Source organism: Bradyrhizobium sp. AZCC 1610 (assembly GCF_036924515.1).
Lineage (GTDB): Bacteria > Pseudomonadota > Alphaproteobacteria > Rhizobiales > Xanthobacteraceae > Bradyrhizobium.
The window spans coordinates 4,042,055-4,060,520 of sequence record NZ_JAZHRR010000001.1; the positions used below are offsets into that span (position 1 = coordinate 4,042,055).

At 60.9% G+C, this 18,466-nt stretch carries 22 protein-coding genes and 1 tRNA gene; 8 read left to right on the forward strand and 15 right to left on the reverse strand.

The window, feature by feature from the left end; translation table 11 throughout:
• Nucleotides 1-236: 236 nt before the first annotated feature.
• Nucleotides 237-1,214 (reverse strand): AraC family transcriptional regulator, encoded by a 978-nt coding sequence (locus V1279_RS20075; protein WP_334439190.1) that lies wholly within the window; start codon nt 1,212-1,214, stop codon nt 237-239.
• A gap of 153 nt (nt 1,215-1,367) precedes the next feature.
• On the opposite strand from V1279_RS20075, the gene V1279_RS20080 reads away from it, so the two are divergent.
• Nucleotides 1,368-2,441 carry a class I SAM-dependent methyltransferase gene (locus V1279_RS20080; protein WP_334439193.1) on the forward strand — a complete coding sequence of 358 codons (1,074 nt, stop codon included), beginning with the start codon at nt 1,368-1,370 and terminating at the stop codon, nt 2,439-2,441.
• Nucleotides 2,442-2,714: 273 nt separating this feature from the next.
• Here V1279_RS20080 and V1279_RS20085 read toward each other — a convergent pair whose 3' ends face one another.
• The 3 genes from V1279_RS20085 to V1279_RS20095 all read right to left on the reverse strand — a co-directional run bounded on the left by V1279_RS20085 (nt 2,715) and on the right by V1279_RS20095 (nt 5,321).
• Nucleotides 2,715-3,689 (reverse strand): Bug family tripartite tricarboxylate transporter substrate binding protein, encoded by a 975-nt coding sequence (locus V1279_RS20085; protein WP_334439195.1) that lies wholly within the window; start codon nt 3,687-3,689, stop codon nt 2,715-2,717.
• 61 nt (nt 3,690-3,750) lie between these two features.
• Nucleotides 3,751-4,446, reverse strand: a complete 696-nt coding sequence (locus tag V1279_RS20090) for an urease accessory protein (protein ID WP_334439198.1) — start codon at nt 4,444-4,446, stop codon at nt 3,751-3,753.
• A gap of 155 nt (nt 4,447-4,601) precedes the next feature.
• Nucleotides 4,602-5,321, reverse strand: coding sequence for a dienelactone hydrolase family protein (locus V1279_RS20095; RefSeq protein WP_334439201.1), 720 nt, complete (start codon nt 5,319-5,321; stop codon nt 4,602-4,604).
• A gap of 193 nt (nt 5,322-5,514) precedes the next feature.
• Here V1279_RS20095 and V1279_RS20100 point away from each other — a divergent pair, with 193 nt between their 5' ends.
• Together V1279_RS20100 and V1279_RS20105 are read left to right on the forward strand one after the other, a co-directional pair.
• Entirely contained in the window at nt 5,515-5,919 is a 405-nt protein-coding gene (locus tag V1279_RS20100) for a hypothetical protein (RefSeq protein WP_334439204.1), read from the forward strand.
• A 172-nt stretch (nt 5,920-6,091) separates the two neighbouring features.
• Nucleotides 6,092-6,166: transfer RNA gene (locus V1279_RS20105), tRNA-Thr, on the forward strand.
• Nucleotides 6,167-6,217: 51 nt separating this feature from the next.
• On the opposite strand, the gene V1279_RS20110 is transcribed toward V1279_RS20105, so the two are convergent.
• The 3 genes from V1279_RS20110 to V1279_RS20120 form a co-directional block, all read right to left on the reverse strand.
• Entirely contained in the window at nt 6,218-6,922 is a 705-nt protein-coding gene (locus tag V1279_RS20110) for an addiction module antidote protein (protein ID WP_334439207.1), read from the reverse strand.
• A 359-nt stretch (nt 6,923-7,281) separates the two neighbouring features.
• Nucleotides 7,282-7,926 (reverse strand): hypothetical protein, encoded by a 645-nt coding sequence (locus V1279_RS20115; protein WP_334439209.1) that lies wholly within the window; start codon nt 7,924-7,926, stop codon nt 7,282-7,284.
• Between the two features lie 122 nt (nt 7,927-8,048).
• Nucleotides 8,049-9,569 (reverse strand): porin, encoded by a 1,521-nt coding sequence (locus tag V1279_RS20120; RefSeq protein WP_334439211.1) that lies wholly within the window; start codon nt 9,567-9,569, stop codon nt 8,049-8,051.
• 225 nt (nt 9,570-9,794) lie between these two features.
• Here V1279_RS20120 and V1279_RS20125 point away from each other — a divergent pair, with 225 nt between their 5' ends.
• Nucleotides 9,795-10,496, forward strand: a complete 702-nt coding sequence (locus V1279_RS20125) for a MarR family winged helix-turn-helix transcriptional regulator (RefSeq protein WP_334439213.1) — start codon at nt 9,795-9,797, stop codon at nt 10,494-10,496.
• An 18-nt stretch (nt 10,497-10,514) separates the two neighbouring features.
• Here the strand turns inward: V1279_RS20125 and V1279_RS20130 are convergent, their stop codons facing one another.
• Entirely contained in the window at nt 10,515-11,429 is a 915-nt protein-coding gene (locus tag V1279_RS20130) for an alpha/beta hydrolase family protein (protein WP_334439215.1), read from the reverse strand.
• A gap of 583 nt (nt 11,430-12,012) precedes the next feature.
• On the opposite strand from V1279_RS20130, the gene V1279_RS20135 reads away from it, so the two are divergent.
• Both V1279_RS20135 and V1279_RS20140 read left to right on the forward strand, forming a co-directional pair.
• Nucleotides 12,013-12,243 (forward strand): hypothetical protein, encoded by a 231-nt coding sequence (locus V1279_RS20135; RefSeq protein WP_334439217.1) that lies wholly within the window; start codon nt 12,013-12,015, stop codon nt 12,241-12,243.
• A 184-nt stretch (nt 12,244-12,427) separates the two neighbouring features.
• Nucleotides 12,428-12,877 carry a hypothetical protein gene (locus tag V1279_RS20140; protein ID WP_334439219.1) on the forward strand — a complete coding sequence of 150 codons (450 nt, stop codon included), beginning with the start codon at nt 12,428-12,430 and terminating at the stop codon, nt 12,875-12,877.
• Between the two features lie 31 nt (nt 12,878-12,908).
• Here V1279_RS20140 and V1279_RS20145 read toward each other — a convergent pair whose 3' ends face one another.
• On the reverse strand, nt 12,909-13,016 hold the full coding sequence (locus V1279_RS20145; RefSeq protein ID WP_334439221.1) for a glucose transporter: 108 nt from the start codon (nt 13,014-13,016) through the stop codon (nt 12,909-12,911).
• A 208-nt stretch (nt 13,017-13,224) separates the two neighbouring features.
• On the opposite strand from V1279_RS20145, the gene V1279_RS20150 reads away from it, so the two are divergent.
• On the forward strand, nt 13,225-13,479 hold the full coding sequence (locus V1279_RS20150; RefSeq protein WP_334439223.1) for a hypothetical protein: 255 nt from the start codon (nt 13,225-13,227) through the stop codon (nt 13,477-13,479).
• Between the two features lie 73 nt (nt 13,480-13,552).
• On the opposite strand, the gene V1279_RS20155 is transcribed toward V1279_RS20150, so the two are convergent.
• The 5 genes from V1279_RS20155 to V1279_RS20175 all read right to left on the reverse strand — a co-directional run bounded on the left by V1279_RS20155 (nt 13,553) and on the right by V1279_RS20175 (nt 15,986).
• Nucleotides 13,553-13,792 (reverse strand): hypothetical protein, encoded by a 240-nt coding sequence (locus V1279_RS20155; RefSeq protein ID WP_334439226.1) that lies wholly within the window; start codon nt 13,790-13,792, stop codon nt 13,553-13,555.
• On the reverse strand, nt 13,774-14,034 hold the full coding sequence (locus tag V1279_RS20160; protein WP_334446774.1) for a hypothetical protein: 261 nt from the start codon (nt 14,032-14,034) through the stop codon (nt 13,774-13,776). The genes V1279_RS20155 and V1279_RS20160 overlap by 19 nt, the downstream gene beginning before the upstream one ends.
• Nucleotides 14,009-14,722: an outer membrane protein gene (locus V1279_RS20165; protein ID WP_334439229.1), complete on the reverse strand. Its 714-nt coding sequence runs from the start codon at nt 14,720-14,722 to the stop codon at nt 14,009-14,011. The genes V1279_RS20160 and V1279_RS20165 overlap by 26 nt, the downstream gene beginning before the upstream one ends.
• Before the next feature lie 371 nt (nt 14,723-15,093).
• Nucleotides 15,094-15,486: a hypothetical protein gene (locus V1279_RS20170; protein ID WP_334446486.1), complete on the reverse strand. Its 393-nt coding sequence runs from the start codon at nt 15,484-15,486 to the stop codon at nt 15,094-15,096.
• Between the two features lie 236 nt (nt 15,487-15,722).
• A complete protein-coding gene (locus tag V1279_RS20175; protein WP_334439232.1) occupies nt 15,723-15,986 on the reverse strand; it encodes a His-rich protein BRANT in 264 nt (87 codons plus the stop codon).
• 280 nt (nt 15,987-16,266) lie between these two features.
• Here V1279_RS20175 and V1279_RS20180 point away from each other — a divergent pair, with 280 nt between their 5' ends.
• A complete protein-coding gene (locus V1279_RS20180) occupies nt 16,267-16,800 on the forward strand; it encodes a tetratricopeptide repeat protein (protein WP_334439234.1) in 534 nt (177 codons plus the stop codon).
• Nucleotides 16,801-16,870: 70 nt separating this feature from the next.
• Here V1279_RS20180 and V1279_RS20185 read toward each other — a convergent pair whose 3' ends face one another.
• Nucleotides 16,871-18,457, reverse strand: a complete 1,587-nt coding sequence (locus V1279_RS20185; RefSeq protein WP_334439237.1) for a S10 family peptidase — start codon at nt 18,455-18,457, stop codon at nt 16,871-16,873.
• Between the last annotated feature and the right edge of the window lie 9 nt (nt 18,458-18,466).

Here is an 18,466-nt window from a genome sequence, read left to right on the forward strand (position 1 = left end):
GTAATTCAGGCGACTAACATGATACAGGGTCTCGGGAACCGCCACGCGTTGCGATAATTTTTCCCGCAGGTGTTGCCGTTCAGCAAGCAATCATGATCGTTTCGTGAGTACACGCTCTACCCGCGACGCTGAGCACCAGCGCAATCGCTCCGACGAGAATGAGGCTGACGGCCCAAACTCCGCGATCAGGGAGAGGATCGGGATGGAGCCATAAGGAGCGCACGCCGCTGGGCGCCTTACTCCGACAATATCTGCGCCTGCCGCCAGGCCGCCGGCGGCGTCCCTACCGTTCTGCGAAACGCCCGATTGAACGCGGCCTCGGAATCGTAGCCCACTGCCTCTGCCACGCGCGCGATCGGGTCGCGCCCCGAAGCCAGCAGACCCGCCGCGAGTTGCATGCGCCAGCGCGTCAGGTACTGCATCGGCGGTTGCCCGATCAGATGGGTGAAGCGCTGTGCAAGCGTCGACCGCGACAGCCCCACCATCCTCGCGAGCTCATCCAATGTCCAGTCAGCCGCGGGCTTGCCATGCAGGAGGTTCAGCGCCTGACCGACGTGTCGATCGCCCAGGCCGGCAAGCCAGCCGGTCTGTTCGGGACCAAGTGCTTCGATATGGCATCTGATCGCCTCGACAAACAGCAGCTCGCCCAGTCGGGCCAGCACGCCCTCGCTGCCCGTCCGGCGCCGTTCCGATTCGGCCCTTGCAGCACTGATCAAATGAGCAAGGCCCGAATTCTCGCGGTATGAACTCCTGCGCAGATGCAGCACCGCGGGCAGCGCTTCCACCAGCGGATTGAAAGGACGCGTGTCGCAGCCGAGAAATCCGCACAGGATGCGCGCGTCGGCGGGTCCGTTCTCACCCAGGCGCATCATGAGGGGAAGCTGACCGGCCCTCGCCTGACCGTAGACGCTCAGATCAGGGATCGACCGCATGCCCGGAGCGCTGGAAAGGACATGCGCTGAGCCCTGCGGAAAGGCGATGATATCGCCCGCCTCGAGCCGTACGGATGGCGCATCGATCAGCCCGCCCCAGCAGCAGCCATCGATCACGACGTGATACTCGATGACGTGCTGAGCCCCCGGCAAGACGGCTGAAGCGCAGGAAGCCGATGTCGGCGCCTCGGCCACCCAGGGGGCGCGGACGTCCAGATGGAAGAACATCGCGCTACTGAGCCGTACGGCGCGCAGCACATCAGACAGAGCATCCGCGCCCATAGTCCCAGCTCCAGTCGGACGCTCGATCATGCTTCTCGGACGAACTGCAAAAAATAGAAAGAATTCAGACGCCTAGTCAAGCCATCCGGCAGTCTGGTCATTTGCCGCACCCCCGCAAGGACCTATGTCCCCATCGCGCCAAAGGAGGCAGCAATGAACATAATGGTCAGAGAATTAAACGAGCAGAAGCTGGAAGTATTTGTTACACGGATACTGGACGATCTCGGCGCCGCCATGATTGCACCGCTGGTCCGCATCGGTGACGAACTCGGGCTGTACAACGCGCTCGCTGAGACGGGGCCGGTGACGCCGCAAGAACTGGCGCGCCGTACCGGAACGGTCGAGCGCCTTGTGCGCGAATGGCTCAGCGCCCACGCCGCCGCCGGCTATCTGGACTATGACGCCACGACCAAGCGCTTTGCCATGAATCCCGAGCAGGCCATGGTCTTCGGAAATCCGGAAAGTCCGGTCTACATGCTGGGCTCGTTCGAGGTTTGCCAGGCGGTGATGCTTGACCAACCCAAGGTGAGCAAGGCTTTCCGCAACGGCGGCGCCGCCGGCTATCACGAACGATGCAATTGCCTGTTCAGCGGAATGTCGCGCTTCTTCGGCGTGAGCTACAAAGCCCATCTCGTGCAGGAATGGCTTCCCGCATTGGACGGTGTGATCGAAAAGCTCAATAACGGTGCGCGGGTCGCCGATATCGGCTGCGGCCATGGCATCTCCACCATTCTCATGGCGAAAGCCTTCGAAAGATCCAGATTTGTCGGGGTCGACAACCACGAAGATTCCATCGCCTGCGCCCGCGACGCGGCGAAACGCGACGGCGTAGCAGCCAGGACGGAATTTGATGTCGCCACAGCCAAGAACTTTGTGGGCAGCAACTTCGACCTGATCTGTTGCTTCGATGCGCTGCACGACCTTGGCGACCCCGTCGGGGCGGCGAGCCGGATTCTGGAGGCTCTCGCCCCCGACGGCACATTCATGGCGGTGGAGCCACGCGCAGGAGACAGGCTGGAGGACAATATCAATCCGATCGGCCGGCTCTATTATGCCGGCTCCACCATGATCTGTACGCCGGTTTCGCTGGCGCAGGAGGTCGGGCTCGCCCTTGGCGGGCAAGCGGGACCGGCCCGGTTGGAGGCGGTTCTGCGCGAAGCCGGATTTGGCCGCATCCGGATCGCAGCCGAGACGCCCTTCAATATCGTTCTCGAAGCGCGGCGATAAGACGTGGGCGAACGTGCTGTAAACTTCTTGAGCTGCCGGGAGCAGTTGCTCACCGGCACGGATACCTGGTCATGACGCAGGCATTACGAGCAAAACAAAGTAATCGAGAGCCTGGCCAAGCCGGCTGGATCCTCGACTATTGGGTCGCCTCTTTGATCGCAGCGGTGGAGCGCGCCATACGTCATCGACGCGCGAAGCGTCGCGCCAGGATGCAGGCCGGCAACCCGATCTCCGCACCATCTGCGCGTAACGTTGCGGGCGCGAGCGGCGATTCTAATTTGTAATCTTGTACCCCGTCGCCTTCACGATCGGCTGCCAGAACGCGGTGTTGGCGGCGAGTTGCTGGGTCAGGCCGTCGGGGGTCGAGCCAACCGGGATCAGCCCGATCGCCAAAAGCTTCTCCTTGACCTCGGCCTTGGCAAGCGCGGCGGCGGCCGCATCGCTCAGCTTTTTCGCAAAATCCGACGAAGCGCCGGCCGGCAGCCACATGCCGTACCAGGCGTCCGCCACCAGATCGATGCCGTTCTCCTTCAGGGTCGGCGCATCAGGCAAGAACGGCGAACGCTGTGCGCTGCCGACTGCCAGAATCCTGACGTTTCCCGCGCGATGCTGCGGGATGGCGTCGGTCAAAGTTGAAATCGCGAACGGCATATGGCCGCCGACGAGGTCGTTGATAATAGGCGCGCTGCCGCGATAGGCCACACGCGTCAGCTTGATGCCCAGCGCCTGCTCGAGCCGCGATCCGCTAAAATGCGGAATGGTGCCGTTGCTGGGCACGCCGAACGTGGCCTGGTCCGGATTGGCTTTCAGCCAGGCGACGAATTGCTTGAAGTCCTTGACCTCGGCCGGGACGGCTTTGCCGACGAACACACAAAATTCGAAGCGCACGAGTTGGCTGACCGGAACGAAATCCTTCGCGGCGTCGAAACTCGGCGTCGTCTCGACCATCGGCAGCAGATACATCGTCGGCCCCGTGGTGACGAGGATGGTGGTGCCGTCAGGATTGGCGCCCTTCACCGCCTTGATGCCGATCAGCCCGTCACCGCCGGTGCGGTTTTCGACGATGATGTTGCGGTCGAGCAAGGGAGCGATGTGCTGCGCCAGCAGCCGGCAAAGTGCGTCGCCGCCGCCGCCGGCCGCAAAGGGAAAGATGATCTTGGTCAGCGGGCCCGACTGCGCCAGCGCCTGCCCCGTCCATGCGGCCAGTGAACATGCGGCGCTTCCAGCCAGAAAATCTCGGCGTTTCATCTTATCCTCCCCGAACACTTTATTATTGTTCATCAGCCCACAGCGCTGAGGCGCTCCCGCCTCAGGCCAGCACCGTTTCGACTACGGTCATAATTCCGATCGCGACAGTGGCAAGACCCACGGCCCCCTGCAGGCCGCGATTGGCCCAGGTGAGCGAGCGGGCGGAGACCGCAAGCGGCACCGCAATCGCCGTCGACAGCGCGCCCATGCCAATCATCGAGCCGACGCCGAACAGTGCGACGTAACCGAGGCCGAGCGCAGGACTGGAGGCCTGCGAAACCGCCAGCACCAGCAGCGCGGCAGAGCCCGCCATGCCGTGCATCAGGCCGACCAGCAGAGTACGCCAGCGGAAGCCATGATCATGCGCGTGCGCAGTGCGGGCATGCGGGCTGGTTTCGCCGGCATGGCTGTGGGCATGGAAATGCACCGTGCCGTCGCCATGGCCGTGCTGGTGAAAATGCACGCGGTCGCGCCACAGCCGCCACAGCACATGGGCGCCGAGGCCGACCAGCATCAGGCCGACGGCGGTCTCGATCGGGCGGGCAACGCTCTCGGGAATCGCGCGGCCGAGCAGGATGGCGGCGCCAGCAAAGATGAATAAAGTGAGCGTGTGGCCGAGCCCCCAGGTCAGCCCGTGCTTGACGATATCGGCCACATGGCTGCGGCGCGCGGCGATACTGGATACGGCGGCGACATGATCGGCCTCCAGCGCATGCTGCATGCCCAGCAAAAACCCCAGCCCGAGAATTCCGAACATACGCCCCCTACCCGCTGTATCAGTCGAAGTTCAAGATGAACTTCCGATTTTTGTTTTGAAGCGTTTTCTTCACGCGAACCGGTGCCCACCCACGGATCAAGTCCGAGGGCATGCTTCGCTTGAAAACGCCATGAAATACCAGTTGGAAGCGTTTGTCAGGTCAAGACTTCCTCGAACAGGCTTTTCATCGATGCCCAGGAGCGGCGGTCAGCCTGTTCGTTGTAGAGCGCGGAGCGCATCATCGAGCCGTCGGCGGCCGGGTTGGTGAAACCGTGCAGCGTGTTGCCGTAGGCGATGACCTGCCAGTCCTTGACCCCGCCGGTTCGCATCTCGTTCTCGAAATCGGCGACCTGTTCCGACGGCGCCAGGGGATCGTCCACGCCAGTGCAGACCAGCACGCTGGCCTTCACCAGTCCCGGTTGCGCCGGCATTTTGGTCGCCAGCACGCCGTGGAAACTGATCACCGCCTTCAGGTCGGCGCCCTCGCGCGCCAGCTCCAGCACTACCGACCCGCCAAAACAGAACCCGATCGCCGCCAGCCTGCCGGCATCGACCTGCGGCAGCGCGGCGAGCGCAGCCAGCGCGGCACGGCCGCGGGCGCGGAGTTTTTCCGGCTCGGCGCGAAGCTCTCCGACCAGGGTCGCGACTTCCTGCAGGTTGGACGCCTGCCGCCGATCGCCGAACATGTCGGCGGCCAGCGCGACATAGCCGAGACCGGCGAGCCGGCGCGCACGCTCCATCGCGAATTCGCCGAGTCCCAGTCCTTCGTGAAACACCAGTACGCCTGGCCGCTTCCCGGCACTCCTTTCATCGAGTGCGAGATAGCCGTGCAAATTGACCTCGCCACAGCGGTAATCGACATCGCGCACCTGCATGAAATTGCATGATCCTTCAAATGACAAGGAGCCGGAACTTCACATCTGTCTTGAGATCGCACAACCGGAATCGGAAAAGCCTCGCCGTTGCGGTCATCGCATCACGTCGGTTTGACACGCGCGGAAGCGGCCGCACCGGAACGATCGTCCGCACGAACACTTAGCATGGCGCAACCTGCAATGGAGTCCACCAATGACAAAATCCGGAATTTTCGCGGCCGCCGCGATCCTTGCGTCCGCGCTCGCCGCGCCTGCGATGGCGCAGGAAGTCATCTCCAATCCCGGCTATTGCGCGCAATTTTATCCCAACGCCAATTGCCAGAACAAAGGACCGGGAAGCCCCTACTACAGCGGCAGCTACCAGCGTCAGGCCTATCAGGACCGCACCTGGCGTGGCAGCTATAACCGCTGGGACGATAACAGCGGCTTCTGGCCGGGCGATGTCGCGGCCGGCGTAGTCGGCGGCGCGGTCGGCACGGCGGCTGCCATCGCCACCTCTCCGATCGGCGGCGAAGCCTATGCCCGCCGCAACGGTTTTGTCTGTATCCCCGGCACCTGGTTCCGTGGTGAGGACGGCCGCAGGCATCGCTGCCAGTAGGGGCTGTGCGAATCGAATGCGGAAAAGGCGGCTGGAAGGCCGCTTTTTCCATGCGGGAGCGATGAAAGCGGTTCTTGAGGTTCTGGCCCTTTGCGACCAAGTCTGATATTCGAGCCGCCGAAGATCGGACCAGGTGGCGGGATACTTCACCCCTCGCCGATCACTTCAATTCGCCGGTTTAGCTCAGCGGTAGAGCAGCGGTTTTGTAAACCGAAGGTCGGGAGTTCAATCCTCTCAACCGGCACCACTTCAAAAGGCGTCAGTCGGACCAAACCCGTTCGACCGAGCCAGGACCCGTTCAGGCCTCCACCATTGCCGGGAATTCCACGGGAAGTTGTTGAGGGAACACCATCTCTGCCGATTTCCCAAACTCTGCCGATTGCCCAAGGCTCCGCGTTGAATAGGGATCGAGCGACGCCTTCCGTTTGCTTACTCGCTTGACACGTAGCTGCAACCCGAACGCCCCGAGAATCGTCAGGACAGTCGTAAATTCGGGCGAACGATCGCCCATGAACGAACGGTAGAGACGTGTTCGGCCAATCTGTATCCGTCGCGCGAACTCAGCAACATTCTCCTGGGCTCGGATGATCTCACCAAAGGTAGAACAAATGGCACGAAGATTGGATGTTGCAAGGGCAGGATTCAAGAGCTCGGCAACTCCCGCCGGAGTGCTGTAACGTAGATGGCCATGCACTGGCTGTTGAGAACCATATCTCTCGAGCGTGGATGCGGACGGTTGCACTGTAACCAGCCTCAGGCGCAGTGCCGTAATCACCTTCGTCACTGTGGAAAGCCGCGGCCCCCTCTCCGATACAAAAGCCCCGTAGAGGTGTGCCCGCTCTATTCCTGATGCGATAGCGATCGTCGTGACATTTTGGGCCCGGACTGCTTCACCGAGAGCCAGGCAAACCTGACGGCTATCGGTGGTTTGAAACGCCTGATTCAAGAATTTTTCAAGCTGAGCCGTACTGGCGTATTGAGAGCGACGCGCCGTCTTGGCCATCTGGTGCCATCCCAGTCTGCACTCACCGGCGAATCAGAAACAGCCCCTCAAGAGGCCGAAAAACCTCTGGCCGGGCATGGCCAGAGGTTTCGGAGGTATTTCTGAAGATGCTGGTGCGCTTCTCCATGAGAGGCCGCCAACCTATTCGGCGGCTACGCCTGATTATAATACATGAGTTACTCATGTTATTACAATAGGTATTTTGGCGATATAAGCGTGTTCGGCGGAGGGGCCTTCGCTAGTTTTGCATCGGCGTGCGGGCACAGAGGTTTTCCCTGACGCTTAACGAAGGATGCGCGTTCAGGCTGCGGGCGGAACGGGTGCATACGGCAATGGCCAAATCCCGGCGCGCTGAGCAGTCAGCGCCCGATCGCCAGCGGGCGGTTTTTATCCCCCGTTTGAGCTCCAATTGCCGTCGCCAACGGACTTCGAGGGGATCGTGTTGAAAGCTTGTAACGAGGTACCCTGCGTATAGAAAATGAAAGGCCCAGTGCATCCAAGAGAGTCAGGGCGGTGCTGAACCGAGGTACGCGAGGATAAACAAAGGCTCTATAGAATGTTTCGCGGCATCTGATTGTCTTTTTCGATAAGCCGGCGATGTTATCTTGCGTCCGCAATATCTCCGCGAACACTCCGATGACAGGACGCGCTTCCGAGCTGTTGAGCGCTGCAGTAAGTTTGCGCGCCATTCCTTCGCCAGGCGAAGTCTTCTCAAGAATGCTTCGCTCGGATGTCGAAACGTCAGCTATTGGCTTCCCGTAGACTTGCCCCTTAGCTGTCACAGCAAGGCGAAATCCCAACACTTCGAGCACTCTTATCATCGTCTCCAGCCCTGTTCCCTGCCGGCGACGAAAGGCGCGAAAAAGCGTAGTGCGGTTCACTTTCGCGAGCTGAGAAAATTCCGTGATGCTCGATTGCCTCGATATTTCGTCATCGATCGCCCGACAAATAGTGCGCAAATTGTTTGTGGCGAATGCGTTCTGTAACAGACCGAGGTTGCTCAACGCCTGACCTTTTTAGAATTGGGTGGAGTTCGAGAACGGTGTGCTGCCTCGGCAGCTCGCCAAAAAAAGAGACCCCCGGCGGTGAAAACTGCCGGGGGTCATTGCGATAGTTCAGTTCAGGATCAGAAGTTGCGCTGAACGCGAACGTTGAGCGAAACGGCGTCCTGATCCTTATATTCGTACCCTGCGGTCGGCTTCGTTCCACCGAGTTGCGTGGAAGACAGAACCTTGGCGCCGGTGAACTTCTGGTCGAGGTGGAACCACATGGCTTCCGCCGAGAACGTCAGGTTCTTGACGGGGGTCCAACGGGTGATCAAACCGAGCTGCGAGACGTTGAAGTCGGGGTTGCAGCTGAAGTCGGGGGTTGTCACACCAGGGTTCTGGGCGGCGTAACCTGCACAATAGAGCGCCGTGGCGTTCCCGTTGTAACGGACAGCCGAATAGCTGCCGAACAGGCTGGACGACCAGTAGGGATCCCAGTTGTGGTTGAACGCACCACGGATACCGTAAGCCGTTGTCAGTTCAAACTGACCGCCGTTCCCATAGATCGCATCCGTGTTGGAGCCAAAACCGATGCTCTGGTGAGCGCCGGCACGGCCCGTGCCGCCGAACATCGCGAACTGCGGCGCGGTGTTGAGCACGTTCTTCGTGTTACCCACGGCGTAGGAGACATCAACCTTGATGTCGTCGCCGGGGCCAGTGGGCAAGTTCTTGATCTGCAACGCAGCCATCACCGAGCCGCCCCACTTGGAATCAGGATGTCCAGAGGTTTCGTTGGTCGGAGTATAGTAGGTCCCGTTGACCTCATGGAGCGCACCCGACAACTGGAAGAGACCCCAAGCCTGATCGACGCGGATATTGCCGACAATGTCCGGACTACGCGCACCAGCGTAGCCGTTCGTCAGAGCACCACTCGCACCAACCGCACCGCCAATCGTGGGTCCAGTAACAAGACCAGTGGTTGAACTGAGAGCGAAAGCGCCAACCGGATTGATGTAACCGTTGACCGTACGGCCGTAGTACGGATCGTCCAGGCCGATGGTGGCGGACACGCCGTTGCCGAACTGCGCGGTGTACTGGATGTTGTTCGTGCCGACGACGTCGTCATGGCCGCCAAGCAGGAACGAGGAGTTGTTGCCCGGATAACCATGCCAGGGCGATGCATAGGCCGAAGCAGACTTACCGAAGGTGAACCCAGCGAACTGGATGAACACCAAATCCACGCCAAGAGTCTGCGTGCCAGCCACACCCGGACCTTCGCCGGTAGACGAGTTCAAATTAAAGTTGGCCTGACCGAAGGTGCGAACGACGCCATACTCTGTGGCAGTGCGCGTATCTACGCTGAGCGCCAAACGCGAACGGGCAGCATAGTAATCGCGCACGCGATTCTGCTGGCCGAGGTTGCCGTTCCACGCTGGCTGATCGAAGATGCCGCCGTTGAACGTCGTATCGACGCGCAGATAACCACCCAGCTTGATGCAAGTGTCGGTGCCCGGGATGTAGTAGAAACCCGCGCCGTACAGGGAGCAGATCTTCACGTACTCGACCGCTTTGGCCTTGACGGGAAGATCGGCAGCCTGCGCTCCGCTCACGGCGATGAGACCCGCCGCTGAGCCGAGAATAAGGCCCTTGATCATATTCATGTTAAACCTCCAAGTTGCTCTGCTAGGACAAGGACCGGACCTGTGGCTGTTCCCCCAGGAAAAGATCCGCCCTCGCCTTTTGAAAACCGCTCAGTCGTTTCGCGTCTTCGGACACACCCGCATGAACGCGAGGGACTTAAGCGAACCACTTAAACGGAACGATCCAGGACCCCCCTGACCGCCTCAGGAACTATGCATGCGCAACTTACTTAAGCAAAATACATTATGAACTCAGCTATCTCTATCCTGCGCGACTGTGTCGTACCAGCAACACCGACCCGCTCGCAAAATCGTGTTCAGAGGCGCGTTGAAAAAGGCGCGCAATCGGATGATTTTGTTAGTAAATCAGGTAAGCTGCTTCGTGGTGGAATCGAGATGAAACAAGCCATAGGACGGGAACTTCGCCAGGGACCGGACTCGGTGGGCCGCGCCAAACGCGGAGCGTCGAATGAGTCCGAAGCGAAGAATCAGGACGTCGCCCGGCAACTTGCCTGGGAGATCGCCGCCATCAACGTGCACCTCGAGGAGATTCGCTATTTCTGGGCAAGAACCCTCGGCATCAGCGGCCCGCAATGGATGATCCTGATGGCTTTGGCCGATCTAGACCAGGGCGAAGGCGTCCCGGTGAAGGTCGTGTCCAAGATGCTCCACGTGGACCCTTCATTCGTAACGACTCAGTCGAAAATGCTTGAGAAGAAGGGCTTCATGCGCCGAAAGACGTCGGAGGAAGACGCCAGAATCGTGCAGATGTCCCTGACCGACAAGACTTATAAGCTCATCGCAGGCTTGGCTTCCGAGCAGGAGGCTCTCAACAACTTCATCTTTGCGGAATTCAGCGACCGCGAGCTCAGCGAACTCACAGGCAAGCTCGCGGCGCTCAAGAAACGCCTCGAAAAGGCGAGCCTTAAGGTGACAATGGGCATATGAGTTTTGCGGCGGCGGGCTCTAGGCCGATGTTGATTCGAGGCGATCGGCGACCCAGTCAAAGATAAACTCGTTGGCGAGCGTGGGGTTGTCGCGATGCCCATGCGCGGCAGCCGTTTCAGAGCTCTCGAAAATTTTCAGGGAAACGTCGGGATGCTCGGCCTTGGACCGTTCGAACAGTTCGATCACGTAGTTACTTTCGAGCCAGCCCTGCTCGCCCATGGTGATCAAAAGCGGGCAGTGGATTTTTCGCCCGAGCCAGCCGCCTTCATTTCCGGAGCAGCTCAGCGGGAGGCGTTTCATCAAGAATGCGCGCTCATGCATGTCCCAGATCCCGCCGTCACAAACCGCGGCGGCGAAACGATTGTCGAGAGCAACGCCACGCGCCACAAAGGATGACTCTGAACCGTCGCCGAGAATCGCAATCCTGTGTTCGTCGATATCGTCCCTTGTCGTGAGATAGTCCATTACGTGGCCTACCGACGCTTCGAGATCGGGACGGGCAACGACTTCATCGAATTTGGCGCCGGTGCCAGATCCAAGCAGATCTACCGCCAGCAGCGACATTCCCCGATCGCGGGCATACCGTGCCGCCTTGAAAAGATATTCTTCCTTCCGATGTCCGGGGTCGCCCATGCACACGACGACAGGCGCTCGACCAGAAGCGGCGGGAGCAGGCAAAAAATAGCCTTGCAGCGCATGGCCGTTCAGCCAGGGAATCTCGACGACTTCGCCGGCGGGGATCAAATGTGCGATGTAGCGGTGGGCGCAGGCTCGCATGGTTCGGAGCACATGCTCCCGTTTCTTGTCGGCAGCGTCTAACTCGAACGTTGACGCCAGATAGTAGTTGATGGCGCGAAGCCAGTTACTCCGTGCCGTCGGCAGATGACCGCGCGTGAAGGCGGCATTGGCGCGCTCATTGTTGAGATGGGCCATTTTCAGCCATTCCCGATACCAGGAAGCGCCGCCATCCTTCGGATCTATCCGGCTTGCGGCAAGGAAGCATTCGGAGATCATCGAACCGCCTTCCTGCGCCGCGCCAAGCAGCCTCATGAATTCAATCGAGAACTCTTCGCTATCAGGCCATTGAACCCAGCCCCCCGGGCCATAGTGGACTTTCATATCGGAAAACAACCAGACCAGATCATTTGAGAAAATTAGCTATATTGCATAAGTATAACTATTAGCTATGGACGAGCTCCATGCCAAGGCCCTGCAAATACGGGTCGCGCGGTAGGGTTACTCCACCGCAGGCGGCTCCGATGAATGAGCAGGCCGATATCTGGAAGCTCCGGAATGGTATGGCACCCACCCGCGATGCGCGAAAAGAGCTTCTCGGCCCATACTAGCGGCTACGCTTGCTGATTTTTCGTGCTACTTGCCTGTAAAGACTGCAGTTATCCGTAGTTTTACGGTACCCGTAGTTTTACGGTACAAAACCAACAACCGACCAACCGCCGCCGCGCCCATCTCTCTCTTCGGAGCCGGAACCACCCCTCCTCTTCCACGTTTTTCTCGCATGAGAATTCGCGAAGAAAACTGCAACATGGTTTTGTTGGCTGTGGTCACCTCTATCAGCGTGGCCATTGCAGGCGGCGCCACTCTGCTGGGAGTTGGCGACAGCAAGCCGGTCCGGTTCGCCGAGCAGGCGCCCTCACCCGACAAGCGGATCATCAACGTCGGCGACCAGCCGCCGGTGCGCGTGATCGGCGCGCCGTTCGTCCCGAATACGAATCCCCGCGAGCGCTAACATCGCTTTCACGAGACCAGCGTGAACCCGGTCCACGCCTGACGGTCATGTGCACGCTGCCGGTCAGGACTGTCACCGTTTTGTCACCTTGCGCGCGAAAGCGCGGCAGTTATCCCCAGTTAGCTCCCCACCCGCTTGATTCCACAAAAGCCGTTTGATGGAGTGACTTGGGCCGAGGTGTTTCATGAAATGGATGAGGGAACGCGATCTCCTGATCGCGCAGACGATGGCGTTCGTTCAATCGGTGACCGGCAAGGCGCCGGAGGCCGAGAAGACCGTCACTGCGTCGGTTGCCCTGCTCTCCGTCGAGACATCCGGAACCATCCACGCGGCCGCGGCCCTTCCCGACATTGAGTCGCTGCTGGCGGAGACGCCGCCCGCTACCCAGGCGCCAAGAGACACATCAAGAGACGTATCAAGAGAAGAAATGCCGCGGGAGACATCGAGGCCGGCTCCACTTGCGCGTCTTGACCTGCGGGAGGATTTCCAATCCGAGATCAGGGCGCGGGTCGCCAATTTCCGCGCCCATCAGGAGCGGTTCAGCCGCGAGCGCGAGGCCTATTGCAGCGCGACCATGGCGAAGGTCCACGCTTCTCTCAGGGAAGGCGAGCAGCCGACGCGGCCGGTGAAGTAGACCCAGGACGAAAACCGCACCAGAGCCGAATTTAGAGCCAGGCGCAGACCAGCGCCATGTTGGCCGCGCAGGCGACCAGCAGGCAGACGGTCAGCGTGAGTTGGACACGCTCACAGGAGGTCTGGAGGCTCGTTCTCATGGCCGGAAACATCCGGCGATTCTGGCGATCGAGTCTCGGGGATTCTTTTTTCGGGAATTTACGGCTCGTTAAAGACTCAGAGACTCCACGAAAATGGGCCGAAACGAGCCAATTTGCTCCCGAAACAACCTGTGTAATGGCGACATGGCAGCCAAGCCTGCAACCCCGGCCCCCGCTTCCGCGTTGAACGTTTTTACCGGAGCTACCAATGCCCTACGCGCTGTTCTCAAACGATGCCAAGCTGAGCAAGGCCTATCCCACCGCAGCCGATGTCTGGAAGATCGCTCAGAAGAGCGGGCTCGTGGTCGATGTCATCGCCGGACAGGACAACACCGGCCCCCGCCCGGTGCTGGACCATGACTACGAGATCAAGCCATGCCAGCTCGAGCCGCATGAAGACCCCGCCCAAAACAAGGCCGAGGCCGAGCGCGAAGCGCAGACGGAGTTGCAGCTGGCGTCGTAAGGGCACGCAAGCGACTGCTCTCGGCAGATGGGTCCCGTTCGCCGGGGACGACATCCGAGGCGGTAAATCTGTTTTACGGCGTCGCCGAGACCAGCGATGCCTGTTCCGCAGCCAGAGTGACACAGGCCTTGCGCCGCTGCAGTCCCCTGATCGCGCCGGTTACCTTGCGCACCTTGCCGGCCCCGCACGAGGGATCCTGCACGAAGGCGATTTCATAGGGAGCAAGGATAAGCGGTTCGGATTTCAGGACAGTTTGAGCAAAGCACGGAAACGCCGCTGCGGAAAAGATCAGCCCTAACGCAAAAGCACGCATGTTCGTTGTCCCACCAGCCGGCCGGAACCATAATATCGGATCGTGACGAAAAGTTGCATGCAGCGCGAAATTTTTTTGCGCCCGCCAAAAAAGACCGGCACACGTTCGCCTCGACGCGCCCTAAACAAAACGGCCGGCGTGAAGCCGGCCTTTGCCCCAAAAACAAAAAGGCCGGCGTGAAGCCGGCCTTTGCGCGTGTCGATACCAATGCCGGTATCAGTATTTGCCAGCAGCCGGGCCACCCCAGCCGAACCGGTAGTTCACGCCGACCTTGGCGGTGTGTTCGTCGTCGCGGAAGCTGCGGCCGGCGATATCGGCGGGTCCCGTCGTGAAAGTGGTGTCGCCGAAATTGTAATACTGGTACTCGGCCTTGGCCGACCAGTTCGGGGCGAACATGTATTCGAGGCCTCCGCCGACGGTGTAGCCGTCCTTGTGGCTGCCGTTGGTGGTGAAGGCCGCCGGCACGCCGGCCACCGAGACCCCGAGATTGTTGCCGTCGCGCCAGGCGTAACCGCCCTTGGCGTAGAGCAGCGCCGGACCCCAGGTGTAGCCGAGCCGACCGGTCACCGAGCCGATCTGGTCGGTATTGGAGGTTACGAGGGTGCCGCCCGGAAACAGGACGCCGTCATTGTTGGAGCTGGGCAGCCAGCTATACTGGGCTTCGGCACCCAGCACCCAGTTCGGTGCGAATTGGTAGTCGAAGCCGCCCTGCACGCCGCCAAGGAAACGGACGTCGCTGCCCTGCAGGGAGTCGTTGCCTGCAAAGGCGCCGCCGGCATGGCCGCCGATATAGAACCCGGTCCAGTTATAGACGACCTGAGGCGCGGTATAGGCAGGCGCCTTGGTATAGGGCCGCGGCGGCATGTCAGCCGCGAAAGCTGGAGCCGCCATGGCGGCCAGCGCGGCTGCGCCGAGCAGTATCTTTATCATCTTACTTCCCCGTTACGGACGTTGCGGATACCAAGCCAAACAACGTGACTTCATTTAGGTTGCTTTGCGGCAAGTGCCCGCGACCCGATGGCGCGCCACTGTGACGGCACAGCAACAAAGCGTTTTAGTTCCCTCGCACGTAAGGCTGTTTCCTCCGTTAAGGAGATGGCTTCCCGCTTAGTTGATGGTCCGGGATGACTAAGGCAAGGTTCAACCCTCGCCGAAAAGTGATCCGAATTCGTTCACGGTTCCGTCTCGGGAACACCGCAAATACAGCCCCGTCGGCGAGGCTTCACGGCCCGCCGGCGGGCGTCAAGAGCGAGCCACTTCGATGACGGCGCCTTCTGCGCTCTCAGCAGACGCGCGCGAAATTAGCGCGTCATTTTCTCCAGTTCCGCGAATGGCGCGTACGCCACCCCCGCACAGGGCTCGACGGCGTTTTCGATGATGCGGTCGAGGCGGCCGTCGACGAAGAGGATGGCGCGTTCGCGCGGCTCGCGGTAGCCGCCGTCGGGCTCGCGCGGGCTGAACCGGAGACAGGCGACATAGCGCTGCCGCCCGCCAACGACGCGCTCGACCGGCTCGGCCATGACGGCGTCGCGCACGCCGACGGGATTGTTGAGATAGGTTTTCAGAAACGCCAGCACTTCGGTGCGGTGATTCCTGGGAAATGGCTGGCTGGAGACGCCGCGATCGTCAGTAAAAGTGATCGGCTTGCCTTCATCGCTGGCGGCGCAGGCCGCAAGCATGACCGGAAGCAACATCGTCGCCGCAATTTTGAACGAACGCCCCAAGCGAACTCTTCCCCTCACCAAGAGCCGTCTCTTAGACCGCCTCGCGATGGAATGGAATTCGCAACTCGGTTATCCCTGCATATCGCTCTCGAAAAGTTGAGACGCGCCAGCCCACGGCCATTAGCAAAGCAAATGGCGCGTGGGCTGGTCTGTCATTCGCAGGCGCGGGGGCAATGGGGACGAAAACGCGCGCCGGCGAATCAGAGCTAGCTGCGTTTCGCGGCCGGCTTCACATGCTTGACCGCGGCGTGCGGTTTCGCGTGTGTCTTGTGCGGGCCGATGTGCTTGTGATCGCGCCCCATCCGCGCATTGGCCTTCAATGCTTTCGTTTTATCCTGCTCCGCCTTGATGGCGGGCGCCTGCGCAGTCTTGTTCACCGGCGCCTGTGTGGTCTTGCCCGGCGTACCGGCAAATGCAGGCGCGGCGAGAACGGAAACGGCAACGAGCGCTGCGGAAATGGTCTTGAGCATGGTTGTCTCCTTCTCCATGGGACCCGCGGGCATTTCCGGTCGAACGGCCGGGCTCGCCGATCATGCAGGCAATGCTAGCGGCGGCGCACTGAACCCCTCCTGAATCACACTTTCGGATTCCGTTCATCTGAATGACATCTTCGTCATGTCCGTTGAGGACGGACCGGTGATGAAAATTGGCGAAATCAAGGGTAGCGGCGCGGGAATGTTCACGGCCGGCGGGGGTTCAAATCAACGGGCTTCGGTGTAGGATTGCCGAACCGGCCATCAGGAGAGATGCATGAATAGATTTGTGATCAGGCTTTTGACTCTTGCAATGTTGTCGCTCACGCTCGCGGCAGCCCCTGTCGTTAGCGTGGTCTACGCAGCACCCGACAACGATCCGCCGCCGCCGCCGAAGAAGAAGAAATCCAGCGAAGCCCGTCCCGGCACCGAGCAAACCGCATTCGCCGACGGCTATCGCGCTGCCTACGCTGCGATCTACGAGCGCCACGACTACGCCTCGGCGATCACGCAGCTCAAGGCGCTCGGCCGTGACGACTCAGCTGCCGTCGCCAACCTGATCGGCTACTCCCATCGCAAGCTCGGCGACTACAAGGTCTCGCAGATCTGGTACGAGCGCGCGCTCAAGGCCGATCCGAACCACGTCAAGACCTGGCAGTATTATGGCCTGTGGCAGGTCGAACAGGGCAACCGCGACCAGGCGCAGTATCACCTGAACCGGATCGCTCAACTCACCGGCACGACAAGCGAGGAATATCGCTCGCTCGCCGCCGCGCTGGAAAAGCCGCCGGGCACCGGGTTGGTTTACTAAAGGGTAGTCTCCTCGCGTTATTGCGAAGAACAACCGGCGCAGCGCCAAAGCCTGCGCCGGTTTTTTGTTGTCACTTCATCACCTGCTCGACCTCCGAGCGGAACGCCTGACGCGCGCCGTCCCGCGAATAGAACATGTGGCCGCCGGGATAGACGACGAGCTTCACCCGGTCCGCACTCGCATAGGCCGGCAACTGGTCGAGAAGGATCTTGGAAGCGAAATACGGCGTGGCGAGATCGAACAGCCCGTGGCCGACCAGCAGTTTCATTTTCGGATCGAGCGCGAGAATCTCGCGAAGCTGTGAAATCGACTCGGCCGGCCCGCGGCCGAAATCCCACGACTTGTTCACGCTGTTGCTGAGCAAATGGTACGAGCCATCCGGCCGCCAATTGAGTTTGCGCGTGGCGAGGTCGACCGCTGCACTTGTCAGCGGCGCCATCAAGGGATCGCCGGACGGATCGCCGAAACGTGCGTAGTTCGAATCCGGATAGGGATCGAAGCCCGACACCGAGGCGTCGTAGCGCCCGGTCACCCGGCCGTTGCGCCGGTCGAACTCGCGGCGAAATTCGCCAACCTCGAAGCGCCCGGCAAGCCTGCGGCTCACCGCCTGATCGATCCCGGTGAGCGCAGCCACCTTGTCCGTGAGCCGCGCGGTTGCCTCCTTGTCGGCCTGCCCCTTGAGGAGATCGACGATGAATTCGCCTTGCGCGTAACGCTCGACGTCGGCGAGATCGGCGCGCGTCACCCGCCCCTTGGTCTCGCCCCTGGCTTCACGCGCCACTGCCGTCATGCTCGGCAGGCTGTACATATATTGCAGCAGGCTTGAGCCGGAAAAGTCGCGGAAGTCGAGTAACGGCGACACCAGGATCAGCCCGCGCACTCCTATACCCTGCTGGGTTTGCAGATTGCGGACGATTTTCGGCCCGCGAATGCCGCCATAGCTCTCGCCGGCGACGAATTTCGGCGACAGCAAACGGTCGTATTTTTCCAGCCAGCGCCGGATCACGAGCGCGATCGAATTAACGTCGCCATCGACCGAAAAGAACCGCTTACGCACGTCCTCGCCGGAGGCGACGAAGCGGCTGTAGCCGGTGCCGACGGGATCGATGAAGACGAGATCGGTGAAGTCGAGCCAGGTCTCGGCGTTGGGCAGCAGATCAGGCGTCGCGGACGACACGGCGCCCTCACTGGTGATTGATATGCGCCAAGGGCCGGCGTCGCCGAACTGCAGCCAGGCCGAGGCCGCGCCGGGGCCGCCATTGAACAGAAACGTCACTGGCCTGTTGGTGCGATCGGTGCCGTCGAGTTGATAGGAGGTGTAGGCGATATCGGCCTGCGGCTCGCCCTTGTCGTCGAACAGCCGGATCGAGCCTGCGGTGGCGGTGAAGTTGAGCGTGCGCCCGGGCAGCGTCAGCGTTTGACTGGTGGTGGAATCCGGCGGCAGCCGATGTTGTTCGGCTGCCGACGGCGGCGTCGCGGCGGTGCCCCGCCCTGCTCCACCCTTCTGGCCCGACGGCGACGGTGACGGCGTGGCCGCGGCAGGCTGCTGCGAGGTTGGCGAACTGGCCTCCTCGGCGCGCGCACCACTCACCCAACATACGACCAGAAGCGTGGCCGCAAAGCGCATGGGGCGCGTCGCCGTGAAATGAAAAGCCATGCCGTTTGC